General features: G+C 63.8%; 12 protein-coding genes. 10 read left to right on the top strand and 2 right to left on the bottom strand.

Going from position 1 to position 16,800, the window contains the following annotated elements:
• Positions 1-3: 3 nt before the first annotated feature.
• Complete coding sequence (locus LPW11_RS07000; RefSeq protein ID WP_230997410.1) at positions 4-1,608, top strand: sensor histidine kinase; 1,605 nt, start codon at positions 4-6, stop codon at positions 1,606-1,608.
• Between the two features lie 7 nt (positions 1,609-1,615).
• On the opposite strand, the gene LPW11_RS06995 is transcribed toward LPW11_RS07000, so the two are convergent.
• A complete protein-coding gene (locus LPW11_RS06995) occupies positions 1,616-3,055 on the bottom strand; it encodes a sigma-54-dependent transcriptional regulator (protein WP_230997409.1) in 1,440 nt (479 codons plus the stop codon).
• A 570-nt stretch (positions 3,056-3,625) separates the two neighbouring features.
• On the opposite strand from LPW11_RS06995, the gene LPW11_RS06990 reads away from it, so the two are divergent.
• From LPW11_RS06990 to LPW11_RS06955, 8 genes are all read left to right on the top strand, one after another.
• Complete coding sequence (locus LPW11_RS06990; RefSeq protein ID WP_230997408.1) at positions 3,626-4,351, top strand: BON domain-containing protein; 726 nt, start codon at positions 3,626-3,628, stop codon at positions 4,349-4,351.
• Positions 4,352-4,404: 53 nt separating this feature from the next.
• Positions 4,405-4,569, top strand: a complete 165-nt coding sequence (locus LPW11_RS06985; RefSeq protein WP_230997407.1) for an FmdB family zinc ribbon protein — start codon at positions 4,405-4,407, stop codon at positions 4,567-4,569.
• Between the two features lie 241 nt (positions 4,570-4,810).
• Complete coding sequence (locus LPW11_RS06980) at positions 4,811-7,003, top strand: ATP-dependent helicase (protein ID WP_230997406.1); 2,193 nt, start codon at positions 4,811-4,813, stop codon at positions 7,001-7,003.
• Positions 7,004-7,061: 58 nt separating this feature from the next.
• The gene (locus tag LPW11_RS06975) at positions 7,062-7,799 is read left to right on the top strand and encodes a glycine zipper family protein (RefSeq protein ID WP_230997405.1); all 738 of its coding nucleotides are present in this window, start codon (positions 7,062-7,064) and stop codon (positions 7,797-7,799) included.
• A gap of 107 nt (positions 7,800-7,906) precedes the next feature.
• Positions 7,907-8,902 (top strand): 4-hydroxythreonine-4-phosphate dehydrogenase PdxA, encoded by a 996-nt coding sequence (pdxA, locus tag LPW11_RS06970; RefSeq protein ID WP_230998259.1) that lies wholly within the window; start codon positions 7,907-7,909, stop codon positions 8,900-8,902.
• Positions 8,899-9,813, top strand: a complete 915-nt coding sequence (locus LPW11_RS06965; RefSeq protein ID WP_230997404.1) for a transglycosylase domain-containing protein — start codon at positions 8,899-8,901, stop codon at positions 9,811-9,813. Before pdxA ends, LPW11_RS06965 begins: the two co-directional genes overlap by 4 nt.
• Before the next feature lie 559 nt (positions 9,814-10,372).
• Positions 10,373-11,455, top strand: a complete 1,083-nt coding sequence (locus tag LPW11_RS06960; protein ID WP_230997403.1) for a response regulator — start codon at positions 10,373-10,375, stop codon at positions 11,453-11,455.
• Complete coding sequence (locus LPW11_RS06955; RefSeq protein WP_230997402.1) at positions 11,442-13,892, top strand: sensor domain-containing diguanylate cyclase; 2,451 nt, start codon at positions 11,442-11,444, stop codon at positions 13,890-13,892. Before LPW11_RS06960 ends, LPW11_RS06955 begins: the two co-directional genes overlap by 14 nt.
• On the opposite strand, the gene LPW11_RS06950 is transcribed toward LPW11_RS06955, so the two are convergent.
• Positions 13,889-14,893 carry a hypothetical protein gene (locus LPW11_RS06950; RefSeq protein ID WP_230997401.1) on the bottom strand — a complete coding sequence of 335 codons (1,005 nt, stop codon included), beginning with the start codon at positions 14,891-14,893 and terminating at the stop codon, positions 13,889-13,891. The two genes, LPW11_RS06955 and LPW11_RS06950, sit on opposite strands and share 4 nt — an antisense overlap.
• Positions 14,894-15,134: 241 nt before the next feature.
• Between LPW11_RS06950 and LPW11_RS06945 the strand changes: the two genes are divergently transcribed.
• The gene (locus LPW11_RS06945) at positions 15,135-16,793 is read left to right on the top strand and encodes an ATPase, T2SS/T4P/T4SS family (RefSeq protein WP_230997400.1); all 1,659 of its coding nucleotides are present in this window, start codon (positions 15,135-15,137) and stop codon (positions 16,791-16,793) included.
• Positions 16,794-16,800: the final 7 nt, after the last annotated feature.

Here is a 16,800-nt window from a genome sequence, read left to right as displayed (position 1 = left end):
GCGGTGACTCGCAGCCGGAAGTTCCCGTGGAACTTCCGAACCCGGCTCTTCATCATCTTCGCCGCGTTCACCGCCGTGATTTCCGCGACCTTCACCGGGATCTACATGGTGCGGCAGGTGCAGTCGTACCGGCTGCACACCGGAGAAAAATCGCAGCTCTTAGCCACCATGCTCGCCGCTTCCGTCCGTCTCCCCCTCTTTAGTGAAGACAGGGTCACCCTTGCCCAGCTCGCCTCGGAGTACGCCCGACACCCCGGGGTGAAGCGCGTCACCATCATGAACGCAGACGGGAAGGTTATGGCAGAGGCGGGAGAGGAGCCCGCGCAAATGATGGAGAACTCCCTCTCCGGTTCGGCGCTCGTCACCCCCGGCCTCTCCGGGAACTCCGGCCGTTACCTCCTCGGCGCGGGGAGCAACGAAAAGCCGGTCGGGCGGGTCGAGGTGGTGATGGACAAGAAGGAGCTGACCCTCCTGATCCGCTCCATGGTCCTCACCTCGCTTGTCACCGCGCTCCTATTCTGGGTTGCGGCCACAGCCGTCAGCTACCTCGTGGTGCAGCGCATCACCCGCTCCCTCACCTGCCTCATCGGGGGGCTGCGTGCGCTGCGTGCGGGTGACTACCGGCACCGGATAGGATCGGTGGACAGCGACGAAGTGGGGGACGCGGCCGACGCGGTGAACGAGCTCGCTGCCGCCCTCCTGCGCCGGGAGGAGGAGAACCGCGGCCTGCAGCAGGAGCTCATCAACTCCATGAAGCGGGAGATGAGCGAAGAGCGCAAAAAGATGATGGCGAAGCTGATCCAGACGAACCGGATGACCTCTCTCGGGCTCCTCGTCTCCAGCATGGCGCACGAGATCAACACGCCGAACGGCGCGATAAAGCTCGCGGCGCAGCAGCTCGCCAAGGGGTGGAAGAGCGCGCTTCCCATACTCGACGGGGTGGCCCGGGAGGAAGGGGATTTCGTCCTTGGGGGGGGGATCTACAGCGTGGTGCGCGAGGAATTCCTCACCGCCATCGAGGTGGTGAGCCGCTCCAGCGAGCGGATCGGGCAGGTCATCAAGGACCTCAGGGACTTCAACGCCGGCGAGCGCAGCGAGCTGCGAAGTGACGTCAGCATCTCCCAGGTCATCGCGGACGCCATGGCGATCATCCGGGCCCACGGGCGCTACGGCAACATCGCCATGCTCAACAGCGTGCAGCCGGAGCTCCCGCTGGTGGTGGGAAACCGGCACCAGCTCGAGCAGGTCGTCATAAACCTCCTCCTGAACGGGATGCAGGCCATACCGGAAGGGAAACGCGGGCAGGTCTCCATCTCGGCGGAGTATGAAAAGGAAAAGGGGATGGTGAAGGTCGCGGTGGCGGACGACGGCGTGGGGATCGACCCCGAGCACCTGGGACAGCTGATCGAGCCTTTCTTTTCCACCAGGATCGAGAAGGGGGGGAGCGGGCTCGGACTCTATATATCGAATTTCATCATTACGGAGCACCACGGCTCGCTGGAGTTCGACTCGCAAGTCGGCAAGGGGACGACGGTCCTCGTGCGCATCCCTGCAAAGCAGCAGGGGGTGACGTCGCCGTCACCCCCGCTCACACCACCCACCATCTGATCAGGCGTCACGCCCGAGCCTGATGCCTTCTCTCCATCTCGGCGAGTTTTTTCTGCACCGTCTGGCGGCATACCCCCAGAAGGTCTGCAGCCGCGCTTTTCTTCCCGCCGGTAGCCTTCAGCGCCTCCTCGAGCATGACCATCTCCACCTCCTCCATGGAGGGGAAGGTGGGGAATACCACGTGCAGGTTGAACTGGCCGTTCCCCGGCTTCTGGGTCAGGTCGTTCACGGCGCGCTCCTTTACGATAACCTCCGGAAAATCGTTCTGGGTGAGGATCCCGGTCTGGTTCGCCACCACGGCGCTGCTCACCTTGTTGATCAGTTCCCGCACGTTCCCGGGGTAATCGTACGCCTCGAGGATGAAACGAAGCTCCGAGGAGATGCGCGGCGGGTGCTTCCCAATGTTGCGCGCAGCCGCCTCCACGTAGTGGGTCACCAGCGGCAAGATGTCCTCCCGCCGTTCCCTGAGGGGCGGGATGTGCAGCCGGTGGTAGCAGAGGCGGTGGTACAGGTCCTCCCGGAAGCTCCCCTGCTCCATCATCTTGCTGAAGTCGCCGTTCGACGCCACGATGATGCGGGCCTCGTTCTTCAAAAGGACGTCCGAGCCGAGCCGGTAGTACTCGTTCTCCTGGAGGAGCCGCAATAGCTTGATCTGGCTCTCCAGCGAAAGGTCCCCGATCTCGTCCAGGAAGAGGGTCCCCCCCTGCGCCTTCTTCACGAGCCCGTCGCGCCTTTCGTTTGCTCCGGTGAAAGCCCCCTTGTTGTGACCGAACAACGTATCCTCGAACATGTGGGCCGAGAGCCCAGCCACGTTCAGCGGCACGAAGCTCCCGGTGAGGCCGCTGGCCTTGTGCACCGCGCGGGCGATGAGCTCCTTTCCGACACCCGTTTCCCCTGTGATGATGACAGGGTAGCGGGAGGGGGCGATCGTCTCGATGAGCTTGAAGATCGCCTGCATCTTTTCGCTTCTGGAGAGGATTTCGCTGAAGGTGCCGGGACAGACGACAGGCTCTCCCATCAGGTAGTTCTGAAGGAGGCGGTTCTGGGCGGAGAGCTCCGTGATCCGGAGGGCGCTGTTGATGCACGACAAAAGTCTTGAGGAATCGAGCGGCTTCGTCACGTAGTCGAGCGCCCCCTGCTTCATGCAGGTGACCGCCGTATCGACGTCGTTCACACCGGTCATGATGATTACCGGGAGGCTGGGGAAGCGCTGGGTAATAACCGGAAGAAGATCGGCGCCGGAAAGCCCCGGCATGATCCAGTCCATGAAGACGATGGAATATGGGGCCGACTCCAGTTCGGAGAGGACCTTGCTGCTGTCTGTGAGGGTCACGACGTTGCAAAGCTTGTTTGAAAGGAGGACGAAGCGGATTTCGTTCAGGAAATCGGCATCGTCGTCCACGAAAAGGACTGCCGGCAACTGGCCGGGTCTCTGCAGGTCGGTCATCGATGTATTCCTCCTGGGAGCGCTCCAGCAAGAAGCTTGCCTGGAAAGGAATGGTGCAGCAAAGAGCGGGGTGTCGCCGGAAGGTGCCGGAAAAGCACGCTACTTTACGGCTGCCTGTCGGACCGCTCGGGGCGCTCCACCTCTTCCACTGGGGAGTGGCCGGAGGGAGCGGTAAAAAAATTAACACCGGATTCCCGGAGGGGGGTACGCCGATGTTAAAAAAAATGACAGCGGGGGGAGGCCCGGTGATCCGGTTTTTCCGTACACGATGTTAAAAAAAGTAACAGGGAAGGCCGCGCGGCTATGAAAGCAGACATAATGAAAAAAATCAATAATAAAAGAATGTGAATCTTTACCGGGCCTTCCTTCCTGCAGGGGGGCAGAATCGGGGCCCATGCCTCAGGCTCCCTGCCATATACCAATCGCTCCTTTAGAGAGGGAGGTATCGCCCCGCTCGCCCCCGCAACTCCCCTCCCCGTAACACAAAATTGCTCCAAACACCCGCCCCGCTTATACTTAATAGAGGCAGCACCGGTACGGCTTCTCTCGCTGCCGAGGAGGATCCTTCCCATGGATAGCAGGGATCGCATTATAAAGGACGTCGTTTCCGCGCTCGAGCAGGAGCGGCGCATTGATCTGCACCGGCACCCGATCGAGGTGGACTTTCGCGGGAAAAAGCTGGTGCTGGCGGGAGAGGTGGAGAGCGTGGCGGCGAAGAAGCTGGCGCTCGAATATGCAGCGGCCTTTGTCGGCGGGGGCGCCCTGGAGGATCGTCTCCTGGTCCGGCCGGGGGAGGCGATCGAGGACGGCGCCCTCGGCGATCTCGTCTATGCCGCCCTTAGTGGCGAGTCCGCCTTCAATGACTTTGACCTCTATGTTCGGGTGCAGGGGGCGGACAAGGAGTTCCGCTCCTCCCCCCGTAACGCCACCGGGAGAATGGAGGTGGAAGTCTCCCGGGGGGTGGTGACTCTCAGCGGCACGGTCGAGAGCTACACCCACAAGGCGCTCGCCGGTGTGCTGGTGTGGTGGCGCAGGGGGACGCGGGACGTGGTGAACAACCTTTCGGTCACCCATCCGCTGGACGACCCCGACGGGGAGATGACAGACGCCCTGCGCATGGTGCTGGAGAAGGACCGCTTCGTACAGGAGGCCCAGGTCCGGGTGCACTGCCGCGACTTCACGGCCGTCCTCGACGGTGCGGTGCGAAGCGATCTGGAGAAGGAGCTGGCGGAGGCCGACGCCTGGTACCTTCTGGGAGTAACAGACGTGGAGAATCGGCTGAAGGTTCTGGGGTAGGGGCCGCCCGGGCCGGCGGTTTCACCCCTTCCTTCCAAAAGAGGAGAGAGAGCATGCCAACATACGAGTATCGGTGCGAGACCTGCTCGCAAACATTCGTGGTCCAGATGAGCATGTCCGATCACGAGAAAGCGGAGATCATCTGCCCTTCCTGCCAGAAGGCGACCTCCATTCCGCAGTACAGCGCATTCTACGCCAGGACGAGCAAGAAGAGCTAGTTCCCAGCAGCATGGGGGGGCGCACCACCCGGCGGCGTTCCCCCTCTCCTCACACCCCCTACCTGCGCGGACCTTTACAGTCTTTGACCAAAAATTCCTCAAGTGCTATAAAAGACGCTTGGGTAGAATCCGACGGCGGAACCTGATAATTCAAGACCTGACCCCGGGGTCAGGCCTTGAATTATCACTTTTCGTACGGGACATATCAGCACCTCCAACATCCCCACCACCGAAGGACGTCATGAAACTGCTGCAACACCTCAATCCCCCGCAAAAAGAGGCGGTCCTGCACGGCGAGGGCCCCCTCCTCATACTCGCCGGAGCCGGCTCCGGCAAGACCCGCGTCATCGTGCACCGCATCGCGTACCTCATCGAGGAGAGGGGGGTCCCCCCCTGGCAGATCCTGGCGGTGACCTTCACCAACAAGGCCGCCGGTGAGATGCGGGAGAGGGTGGAAAAGATCCTCGGGGGTGGGGAGCCGCCGCTCATCTCCACCTTCCACTCCCTGTGCGCGCGGATACTGCGCCGGGAGATCCACCACCTGGGGTACGATTCGAGCTTCGCCATCTACGACGACAAGGACTGCGAGCGGCTCCTGAAAGAGTGCTGCCTGGAGCTGAAGCTCGACGACCGGAAGTACCCCCCGAAGGCTCTCGCCGCCGCGATCGACGGGTTCAAGAACAACGGAACCCTGGTCGATGAGGCACCCCGCGACAATCCGTTCGCCAGGGCGGTCGCCGGCGTGTACCGCGTCTACCAGGAGAGGCTGAAGCGCTGCAACGCGCTCGATTTCGGCGACCTGCTCCTTCTCCTGGTGCGCCTCTTCCAGGAGCATCCGGACGTCCTGCAGAAGTACCGGGAGCGCTACCGCTGGATCCTGGTGGACGAGTACCAGGACACCAACGCGGTGCAGTACTCTCTTGTGAAACTCCTGGCGGGGGAGCGCAGAAACCTGTGCGTGGTGGGGGACGACGACCAGTCGATCTACGGCTGGCGCGGCGCCGATATCAGGAACATCCTGGAGTTCGAGAGGGACTTCCCAGGGGTCAATGTGGTGAAGCTGGAGCAGAACTACCGCTCCACCAAGAACATTCTCGACGCCGCCTGGCACGTGGTGCAGAGGAACCGGGACCGCAAGCCGAAGCGGCTCTGGACCGACAACCGGGAAGGGGAGCGGATCATCTACCGCAGGCTCAGCAGCGAGTGGGAGGAGGCGCGCTTTGTCTGCCGGGAGATCGAGCGGCACCTCGGGCGCGGCGGCGATCTCTCCGACGTGGCGGTCTTCTACCGCACCAATGCCCAGTCGCGCGCGGTGGAGGATGCCATGGTGGCGGGGGGGATCCCCTACCACATGGTCGGCGGCCTCCGCTTCTATGCCCGCCTCGAGATAAAGGACATCCTCGCCTACCTCCGGGTGCTGGACAACCCGGCGGACGACGTCGCCCTGAAGCGCATCATCAACACCCCCCCCCGCGGCATCGGCCAGACCACCGTCGATCGCGTCTCGGAGGGCGCCTCGCGCGAGGGCACCACCTTTTACGCCGCGCTGCACGAAGCTGCGAAGGGGGGTCTCCTGACCGGCGCCGCCCGCAGCAGGGTCGTCGACTTCCTCGATCTTCTGGCCCGCTTCCGCAAGGTGAACGGGACGATGCCTCTCCCGGAGCTCGCCCTTACCGTCATGCAGGAGAGCGGCTACTTAAAGCGCCTGGAAGAGGCGGGGACCGACGAGGCGCGCGACCGCATGGAGAACCTCCGGGAGCTTCTGACCGCCATGGAGGCGTTCGAAGCGGGGCCGGGGGAGAAGGGGCTCGCCCCCTTCCTGGAGCAGGTCGCCCTCGTTTCCGACCTGGAGGCGGAAGGGGAGGGGAAGAAATCGTCGGCCACCCTCATGACGCTCCACTCCGCAAAGGGGCTGGAGTTCCCCGTCGTCTTCATGATCGGGATGGAGGAGCGGATCTTCCCGCACTCCCGCGCACTCGATGACCCGGCGCAGATGGAGGAGGAGAGGAGGCTTTGCTACGTGGGGATGACGAGGGCAAAGTCGCGCCTCTATCTTCTGAACGTGCGCCGGCGCCACATCTTCGGGCAGGAGCAGATGAATCCTCCGGCCCGTTTCCTGAACGACGTGCCGCCGGAGCTCCTCGACCAGGAAGAGGAATTTACCCGTGCCGCGCCGTCGGCCGCACCGGCCTTCTCCTCCCACGCCCTCGCCGCTCTCCTCGAGGAGGAGATGGAAGCGGACAACGAGGTGCGGGTCGTGCCGGAGGAGACCGGCGAGGTGTATATCGGAATGCGGGTGCGGCACCGCCAGTTCGGGGCGGGGACGGTGCGCAAGCTGGAGGGGGAAGGGGACAACCAGAAAATCATCGTCTGGTTCGACTCGGTAGGCCCCAAAAAGCTCATGCTCCGCTTCGCCGGCCTTGAGCATGAATAAGGGGAGAGTATAATAATTTCGCAGGGGTATGGCGAACGCAGAAATCAGGGGGTAATCGATGAGAACGATCGTGCTACTGCTGGCCTTCCTCCTCTCCCTAACAGGATGCTCCTCCTACAAGACGCAGTACGTTTCCTTCCGCCCGCCGGAGGCGTACAACAACCACCTGCAGCAGGACGGCATAAGCCTCGGCGGAGAGGCGTTCTCCGAGAAGAAGGTCGCCAAAAAGGCGTTCGGCTTCGACATACGGGGGGCGGGACTCCTGCCGGTGATGATTGTCCTCGACAACAAGAGCGGCGGGACGCTGGAGCTCGTGACCGCCCAGAGCTTCCTCGTGGACTACGGCGGAAACTACTGGCCGATGGTGGCAAACAACGTGGCGATGGAGCGGCTGGAAAGCTCCACCCAGGTGGCGAAAATCATGGGGGGCGCAGGGAAGGGTGCCGCCTGGGGCGCCGTGGCAGGCACCGTCATCGGCGCGGCGGTGGGGATCGTCGCGGGACATAGCGTTGGTGAGGCTGTGGGGAAGGGAGCGGCGGTCGGTGCAGCGAGCGGGGCCGTTATGGGGGGGGGGAGCAAAGCCGCCTCTACGGACGACTCATACCGGATACTGGACGATCTGAGGGAGAAGGGGCTGGAAGGAAAGGGTATCCCCGACCAGTACCTCGCAAACGGCTTCCTTTTCTTCCCCGGCGAGGCGAAAAGCGCTAAAGAGCTGCGGCTGCAGTGGCGGGATCGCGGCACCGGGAAGGTGCACAGGAGTGTGCTGCAACTCGAGCAGGCGGGGAAACGTTGACAGAAGGTGGCGGGAACTGGTAAAGAGTGGGTACCAAGCTGAAGGGGCGAAAGCCCCTTCTTTTTTGCCTGGAGGTCGTCGTGAAGAAGCCCGTAATCGCCATCACCATGGGAGACCCGAGCGGCATCGGCCCGGAGATCATAGCCGCAAGCCTTGCCGACCCCTCCGTCGTCTCATCCTGCTCTCCGCTGCTCTTCGGTGATCGCGGCGTTATGGAGCGCGCGCTGAAGGTGACGGGAGCCCCCCTTCTTCTGGAGACGGTCGAGGACCTCCCGCCGGAAGAGCCGGCGCCGGGGACCGTGTACCTGAGGGAAGTCTCCCGTCTGGAGAGCGCCGACGCGGCATACGGCTCCCCTACCCGAGCGGCGGGGGACGCGGCGTACCGCTACATCTGCGAGGCGACAGCGCTATGCCTCGCCGGACGGGGGGCGGCGCTCGTCACCGCCCCCATCAGCAAGGAGTCGATGAACGCGGCGGGGCACTCCTTCCCGGGGCATACCGAGCTCCTCGCCCACCTGTGCGGTACGCCCGAGGTGGTGATGATGCTCGCAGGTGACAAGCTGCGCGTGACGCTGGTGACGATCCACGAGCCGCTCTCGAAGGTACCCTCCCTCATCACGGTCGATCGCGTCCTTACCACGATACGGATCACCCATCAGGCGCTCACCAGGTATTTCCGCCCCAACCCGCGCCTCGCGGTCCTCGCCCTCAACCCTCACTGCGGTGAAGGGGGGCTTTTCGGAAACGAGGAGCGGACGGTGCTCGTCCCGGCGATCTCGGCGGCCCGGCGGGAAGGGATCGACGCCCACGGTCCCCTTTCGGCCGACACCCTTTTTCACTTCGCGGTGCAGGGGGGGTACGACGCGGTGGTATGCATGTACCACGACCAGGGGCTCATCCCCCTGAAACTTTTGCACTTTGACGACGGGGTGAACGTCACCCTCGGTCTCCCCATAATCCGCACCTCGGTGGACCACGGCACCGCCTACGACCTTGCCGGCACCGGGAGGGGGTCGGCCGCCAGCATGAAGCAGGCTCTGCGCACCGCGCTCGGCATGGCGGGTGCGGCAGCCGGTGACCGCGCAACTGGAGCCGCTTCATGATGAAATTGATCAAGCTTGCTATCTGCCTCGCCGTCCTTTACGCCGGCTATCTCGTCTTCTCCGTCTACAGGCTCCCCCCCGTCACCATGCTGAAGGACCGCAAGACCAACCTCACGGTGCAGGTGAAGGACTGGCACGGCGAGTACCACCCCCTGGTGGTGGGGCCGAAGAACCGTTACTGGACGCCATCCCGCCTGATTCCTCCCGAGATGAAGTGGTCGGTGATCCTCGCCGAGGACGACAACTTCTACCGGCACGAGGGGATCGACGTGAAGGCGATCAAGAACGCCATCAAGTACGATCTGGAGCGGAAAAGCTTCGCCCGCGGCGCCTCCACCATCACGCAGCAGACCGCCAAGAACCTCTTCCTGTCGCGGGAGAAGACCCTCTCCCGGAAGGTTCAGGAGGTCTATCTCGCCAAGAGGATGGAGCAGGAGCTGACGAAGGGGCGGATCATAGAGCTTTACCTGAACGTGGTGGAACTGGGGCCGATGGTGTACGGGGTCGGCCACGGCGCGCGCTACTACTTCGGAAAGCCCGCGCAGGCGCTCACCCCCCGCGAATGCGCCTTCCTCGCCGCCATGCTTCCGGGGCCGCGGGTGGCGTACAATCCGTACAAGAACCTCGGCAAGGTGTTGAAGCGATCGGACATGATCCTCAGGCTCTTGCGCGACAAGGGGGTCCTCTCCGCGGGTGAGTACCAGGTGGCGCTCGCGCAGGTGCCGAACGTCGGCTGGATGCAGAAGCGGGTGGAGGAGACGATCAAGAAGGTCGAGGTCATGGGGAACATGAGCAGCGCGCAGCTCCCCCCCCAGCCGGAGGAGGAGCCAGCGGCGGAGCCCGCACTCCCCGAGGCTGCACAGGATGAAGAGCCGGCGCCGGAAGCGCCGCAGGGGCCGGCTGCGCAGTAATGTATTGATGCAGTGGAAGGCGAGGAGATATTTTCAGGGCCGCACGAGCCCTCGCGTCCCCCCCTTTGCAAGGCTCATCCGGGAATTTCGGGAATTCAGCCCGGTCGCTTCCGTTGACGTGAGGGGACACTAGTGGCGCCGCGCTGGAGCACAGGCTTCCCAGCCTGTACCGCGGCGCCAGCCGCGCGGTCTGTGGCGGCTGCGCCGCCATCGCAGGCAAGATGCCTACGCTCCAGCGCGGGGGCACCCGGATTCTTTGTAGCGCGTTCCCCAAAATTCCCGGAAGACCCTTCGCAAAGGGGGGACGGGAGGTCTGCTCCAGCGCGGGCCGAATCGCCTTCCACTGCGTCCGCCAGCCCAGCCACCGATGACGGCAGGGGCGCGGTACAACCTGCTGCCCCCCCCCCGCACAACCTTACCGTACGTAATAACCTCCTGATTTCCTCCACTTTCCCCTATTCTCCCGTTAAATAATTCTAGTTCGAATGTAGTCAAGTTCCCGCCCCGCGCTGCCGAAGTGTCTCTCAAGATATTTCGCATACCAAGAGGGGTGAATGACATGGAAACAACGGCTAACGGACGGGTCATGGTGGTGGATGACGATCCGTTCGTGCTGGAGAGCGTCGCTACGCTCCTTAGCTTCAGCGGCTTCGAGGTGCACCCCTTTTCCAACGGCAACGATGCCTTGGCAAAGCTCCCCCATCTCCCCCCGGACGTCGTCCTCACAGACGTGAACATGCCGCACATCACCGGAATCAAGCTCCTGGAGCGGATACACGAGATCGACAAGGACACCCCTGTCATCCTCATGACCGCCTACGCCGAGCTCGAGATGGCGGTCTCCGCGATAAAGAAGGGCGCCTTCGACTTCATCATAAAGCCTTTCCATACCCCGTACCTGATCCACTCCGTCAGCAAGGCGACCGATTACAAGCGCCTCGTGCTGGTGGAGAAGAACTACAAGATGGAACTGGAGTGCACCGTCGATCAGCGCACCCGGGAGCTCGCGCAGGCGCTCTCCCAGATGCAGAGCATGAGCCGGGAGATCATCGAGAGGCTGACTGCCGCGGCGGAGCTCAGGGACGAGGATACCGGCAGGCACATCTCCCGCATCGGCCTCTACGCGAAACGGCTGGCGGAGCTCCTGCGCATGCCGCCGGAGTTCGTCGACACCATAGGTCTCGCCGCCGCGATGCACGACGTCGGAAAGATCGGTATCCCCGACTCCATCCTTTTGAAGAACGGTCCCCTCACCGCGGAGGAGTTCGCGGTCATGAAGAGCCACACCACCATCGGGGGGAAGATCCTCAGCGGCTCCAGCCACCCCGTGCTGCAGATGGCGGCGTCCATCGCCATGTTCCATCACGAGCGGTGGGACGGCGGAGGGTACCCCACCGGCGCCAGGGGTGAGGATGTGCCGATGGAGGGACGCATCGTCATGCTGGTGGACCAGTACGATGCGCTGCGCTCGAAGAGGGTGTACAAGCCGGCCTTCGACCACGACAAGACCTTCCGCATCATCACCGAAGGGGACGGGCGCACCATGCCGAGCCACTTCGACCCGCAGGTCCTCTCCTCCTTCGTTCTGGCGGCCCCCGACTTCGAGGAGATCTTCAGCAGGGAGCGTGATGAAGCCCCCTAAGGCTCTCCAGTTCCTCCCGGGCCTGAGGCTCAACACGAAGCTTACCCTGGCAGTGGCGCTCCTGATGATCGTGGCGAGTGGCGTAACGGTGCGCTGCTCGCTGCACTACTTCATGGTCCATTTCAAGGAGGCCGCTGTACGGGACCAGTCCGCACTGGTGCATGCCGTGGCCGGGGAGCTCGACGACAAGATCTCCGTCGTGCAGCGCGAGCTTGCCGCGGTGGCGGCGAGCATCCCCCCCGAGGTGACGCACGACCACAGGGGGCTGCAGCACTTCCTCGAGATGCGCCGCGACCTGAAAGCGCTCTTTCCGGGGGGGACCGGCTACCTCTCCCCTTCGGGTGTCATGATCGCCACCACTGCCTGGCCCGAGCTCGTCGGCCGCGACTTCTCCTTCCGTCCCTATTTCCGCCGCACGGTGGAAACGCGCGCCCCCTACATCTCCGAGCCGTACCTCACCCTCAGCAACGACGGGCACCCGAGCGTCATGTTCACTGCCCCCGTCTTTGACGGCGGCTCCCTCGCCGGGATTCTCTGCGGTCGCCTCGACCTCCTGTCGGGTCACTTCCTGGGGCGGGTGGCAAAAGAGGAGCCGCGGGAGGCTGTACATTTCTACCTCTTTAACAGGGACGGCCAGATCGTCGTGCATCGCGACCTGGGGCGGCTGCCTCACAATGGGCTGGCCCGCAACAGGGAGCTCCTGAAGCGTGTCATCTCCAGCCGCGAGGGGACGGTGGAATCGGTCGGGGAGTGCGGGGAATTGGTCCTTTCCTCCTTTACCAGGCTCAACTCCACCGGCTGGATCCTTGCGGCGGAGGCCCCCCTCTCGGCGGTCTATGCTCCGTGGGAGCAGACCCGCACCCTCGTACTGCGCACCATGGCGGTTGTCCTCCCTTTCTCTGTCCTTCTCCTGTGGCTCTTCGTGAGACGCCTCACTGCGCCTCTGCTCCTCCTCGCCAGGGAGGTGGAGCAGATGAACGAAGGGGACTTCACCCCGGTCGCCATCGACGGCGGGGACGAGATCGGGGTACTCGCGCGGGTGTTCAACCGGATGATGGTGGAGGTGGGGGCGCAGCGCAGGGCGCTGGAGGAGGAGAAGGGGTTCTCGGAAAAGCTCCTGCTGAACACGGCGGTACCCTCCCTCGTCATCGACACGCAGATGCGGGTCCTTATCTGGAACAGGGCGTGCGAGCAGCTCACCGGCGTCTCCGCACCGGAGGTCGTCGGCGGCTGCGAGGCGTGGCGCGGGTTCTACGATCAGAAGAGGCCGGTGCTGGCGGAGCTCGTGGTGCAGGGGGATTTTGCGGAGATGGCGGACCTGTACGAGCGCTATTCGGAGTCGTTCCTCATCCCGGACGGAGTGCGGGCGGAGGGGTGGTACGTGGTACGGGGGAGGGAGCGGTATCTCTCCTTCGATGCAGCCGCCATCAGGGACAGCTCCGGGACCGTCATCGCGGCAATAGAGACGATCCAGGACCTCACCCCCGGGAAGAGGAAGGAGGACGAGTTGAAGCGGATGGTTGCGGCCACCGCCGAGAGCGAGGAGCGCTTCCGCCGCCTGGTGGAGCTCTCCCTGGACGGGATCGCCATCCTCGTCGGGCGCCTCTTCGTCTTCATAAACCCGGCCGGGTGCGATCTCCTCGGCGCCTCATCCCCCGATCCCCTCATGGGTGCCCCGATGGTGCAGTTCGTGGAGCGGGACTCCCTGGAGCTCTTCGAGGAGCAGCTGCGCTACGTGGAGCAGAACGGGCAGAGCTCGCCGTGGCTGGAACAGCGCCTCGTCCTGCAGGACAGGAGCACCATGGACGTGGAGCTCGGCGTCAGCCCCTTTGTATACGAAGGGCAAAAGGCGCTGCAGGTGATCTTCAGGGACATTACCGAGCGGAAACTGGCGAAGGCGCGCCTGGAGACGCTGGCGCACTACGATTCGCTCACCTCCCTCCCCAACAGGGTCCTCTTCTTCGACCGACTCTATCACGTGGTGGAGGAGTCGAAGCGCCACGACTACCCGCTCGCCCTCCTCTTCATCGACCTGGACCGTTTCAAGGAGGTGAACGACTCCCTCGGGCACACCGCGGGGGATGCCGTCCTCGTGGAGGTGGGGCAGCGGCTGAAGGATTGCGTGCGCTCCTGCGACATGGTGGCGCGCATGGGGGGGGACGAGTTCACGGTGATACTGTCAAAGATGGTGGGGGAAGAGGACGCGGCGCTGGTTGCGGAGCGGATACTCGATGCCCTTTCGGTCCCCTTCCTCCTCTGTGGCGAGAGCTACACCATCGGGGGGAGCATCGGTATCTGTCTCTTTCCCAGCGCCGCAAAAGATGTGGCGGAGATTGTTTCCCACGCCGACAGCGCCATGTACCAGGTAAAGCAGGGTGGCGCCAACGGCTACTGCTACTACGGCGGTGCGGTGCGCCACCTCCGGGGGAGGGGCTAGATCCTCAGCCGCTCCACCGCCTCCTCGTCGAGTGCGTTCACCACCGGGAGTTTCGTGACGGCGCCGTCGAGGGTGACCTCGATCGTCGTCTCCCCCTGCGGGAGCGCCTTCGTGTAGCGCAGGAGCACCTGCGCCGCGGTCTGCAGGAGCTCGGGGGAGCTCTTTCCGGTCAGGATGGCAAGGGGGCTCGAACCTTCCGCCCAGCGCAGCTGCGCCTCCCCCCCCTGGACCGCACGCTCCAGGATCTCGTTCTCCCCCTCGTTTCTCCCCACAATGACCTTCGTCCTCTCCCCGATACGGAAGTGCCTCCCCATCTTCAGCAGACGGAAATCGCGCAGGTTCAGCTCGTCGGAGTGGTCGAAGACGTCCCTGATTTTCGGCACGAAGGAGAGCTCCGTGAGAAGGCACCCCCCCGCCGGGCAGGGGTAATTCTTCACGTCGAGTTCCTCGGCAAGTTCCATCTGCTCCTTGCGGGAGCGCCCCTGGATGGCGAGGAGCTTCTCGCGGTCCACCCACCCCTCCTGCTCCGGTATGGTGGGGTTGAAGTGCTTCGCGGAGAGGGGGCGCAGCAGGAGCCCCTCGAGCCCGCTCTCCCTCTCGATCACCCTCAGGGTGTCGCGGCGCTGGCTCATGGGGCGCTGGCCGAGCACCTCCCCGGTGAAGACGAAGTCCGCGCCGCTCTCCTCCATGTATGCCTTCGCCTGCTTCAGAAGGTAGATGCGGCAGTCTATGCAGGGATTCATCCCCTTGCCGTGGCCGTGCTTCGGGTTCCTGATGATCTCCAGGTAGTCGGCACCTTTGTGCATGACCTTGATGGGGATCTTGAACTCCTCCGCCACCCGCACCGCCTCCGACTTGCACCCGGCGTTCTTGCCGGTGCAGGTGCAGAATGGGGAGGTGAAATTGAGCGCCTCGACCTGGATCCCCTGCTCGAGGAGGATCTTGACGGCGAGGGTGGAGTCGAGCCCCCCGGAGAGGAGCGCGATCGCTTTTCTTGACATGTCTTTCTCCCTGGTTCTCCGGCTTCTTGCCTTGAACCGCATTGTTGAATATAGGTACCGGGAAAACCGGCGCTCCCCTCCCGTGGAAGCGGAGGAAAGAAGAGGGCTCCGCGAAGGGAAGGGGGCGTAAGTGGGCAACGCCACAGGCTAACACAGAGGCTGCGGGAAAGTAAAGGTTGTCCGTCACCCCATTTTTGTGTACATTTCACTATCGCAACCGTCTGCGCCGGGAGGTGACCACATGAACGGGGTCGTAAAAGAAGGGTCGATCGGTGAGGTGCTCCTCCGATCGCGCATCATCACGGAAGGGGAGCTTCAGGCGGCCCTGGAGGCCCAGAAGGTCTCCGGTAGCCGCATCGGCGAGGCGCTGGTGAAGATGGGGGTGGTGACCCAGGAGGATATCGACTGGGCGCTGTCGCACCAGCTGAACATCCCGTACGTGCGCCTGAAGAAGGAGAACCTCGATCCCGCCGCCATCGCCCGGGTACCCGCGCAGCTCGCCCGCCGCTACCAGCTGATCCCCCTCTTCCTCTCCGGAGAAGAGCTCTCCATCGCCATGGCCGATCCGCTGAACAGGGAGGCGGTGGAAGCGGTCGCCGAGGCCTCCGGCTGCCAGGTCACCATCTCCGTCGGGCTGATCCGCGAAATCCGGGAGATGCACGACATCATCTACGGGCCGGAGCCGGACACCACCGGTCTCAACTTCGTCTCCCCCCACTTTGCCGAAAAGGTGCTCGACACCATAAACGCCGACCTCACCGGCACCACCCTTTTGAACCGGCTCCTCCTCTACGTGGTGCAGCAGAAATGCGGCTCCCTCGCGCTGCAGCCGGTGGGTGAGACGGTCCTCGTGGTAGCCCGCTCCGGCGGGAACGTGAGCGAGATCGGGCACTTCTCCTCCGTGCGCTACCCCTCTCTCCTGGAGCGGATCCGCAGCATCGCGAAGCTGGAGTACTCCGGGCGGAGCGCCTCCAACGGGACGCTCCTCTTTATGTGGCAGGGGAAAAGGATCCCTTTCCAGCTCTTCATGCTGCGCGCCGCCGTTGGGGAATACGTGACCGTGAAGCTGCACATCTCCTCCCCGCACCTCAACCAGCTGTGGGACCTCGAGGTCTCCGCGAAGAAGAAGGAGGATCTTAAGGCACTGACCGCCACGAGGCGCGGCTTGATCCTCTTCGCCCTCGCCGACAGCGAGGAGCGCTGCCGCTTCATGGATCTCTTCGTCGACGCCTGCGATACTGCGGGGCGCACCGTCCTTCTCTTCGGCGACGGACTCGGCCGCGGCACCCACCGCTTCACCCGCATCCCCACCGCCCGCGAATGCTGCAGCGAGACCCCCTTTCTCCTCACCCAGGCGCTGGAGCACGACCCGGACCTCCTGGTGGTGGAGGATGCCACCGACGTCGCCTCCTTCGTGGCGGCGAGCAAGGCGGTCATGCGGGGGAAACTGGTGGTGGCGGGGCTTGCCCTCTCCGACAAGCTGAACGCCCTGAAGCAGCTTCTCTACCTGCGCCAGAAGAATTACCTGATCCCGAGCCAGCTCTCCGGGATCGTCTGCTGCAAGGGGGTGCGGGTGCTGTGCCCCTCCTGCAAGGAGAGTTACGCCCCTTCCACCGAGGAGCTGGCTGCCCTGAAGCTCCCCGCGCCGCACTTCCCCTTCTACCGCCCGACCGGGTGTCCCGCCTGCGACCACACCGGGTACAGCGGCAGGCGGTATCTCCTGGACGTGATCCGCTTCGACAAGAGGCTTTTGGAGGCTTTCGAGCTGCTGCGCGACAGCTCGGAGATCGTGCGTTTCATGAAGGACAACGGCTACCGCGGCCTCACGGAAGAGGGGGTCGAGCTCCTGGAGAAGGGGGAAATCTCTCCGGGCGAATTCGTCGCCGCCATACTATTGTAATGGAGAA

It is taken from the genome of Geomonas sp. RF6, assembly GCF_021044625.1.
In the GTDB taxonomy this organism is placed as follows: Bacteria; Desulfobacterota; Desulfuromonadia; order Geobacterales; family Geobacteraceae; genus RF6.
This window is presented reverse-complemented; position numbering and strand designations above follow the sequence as displayed.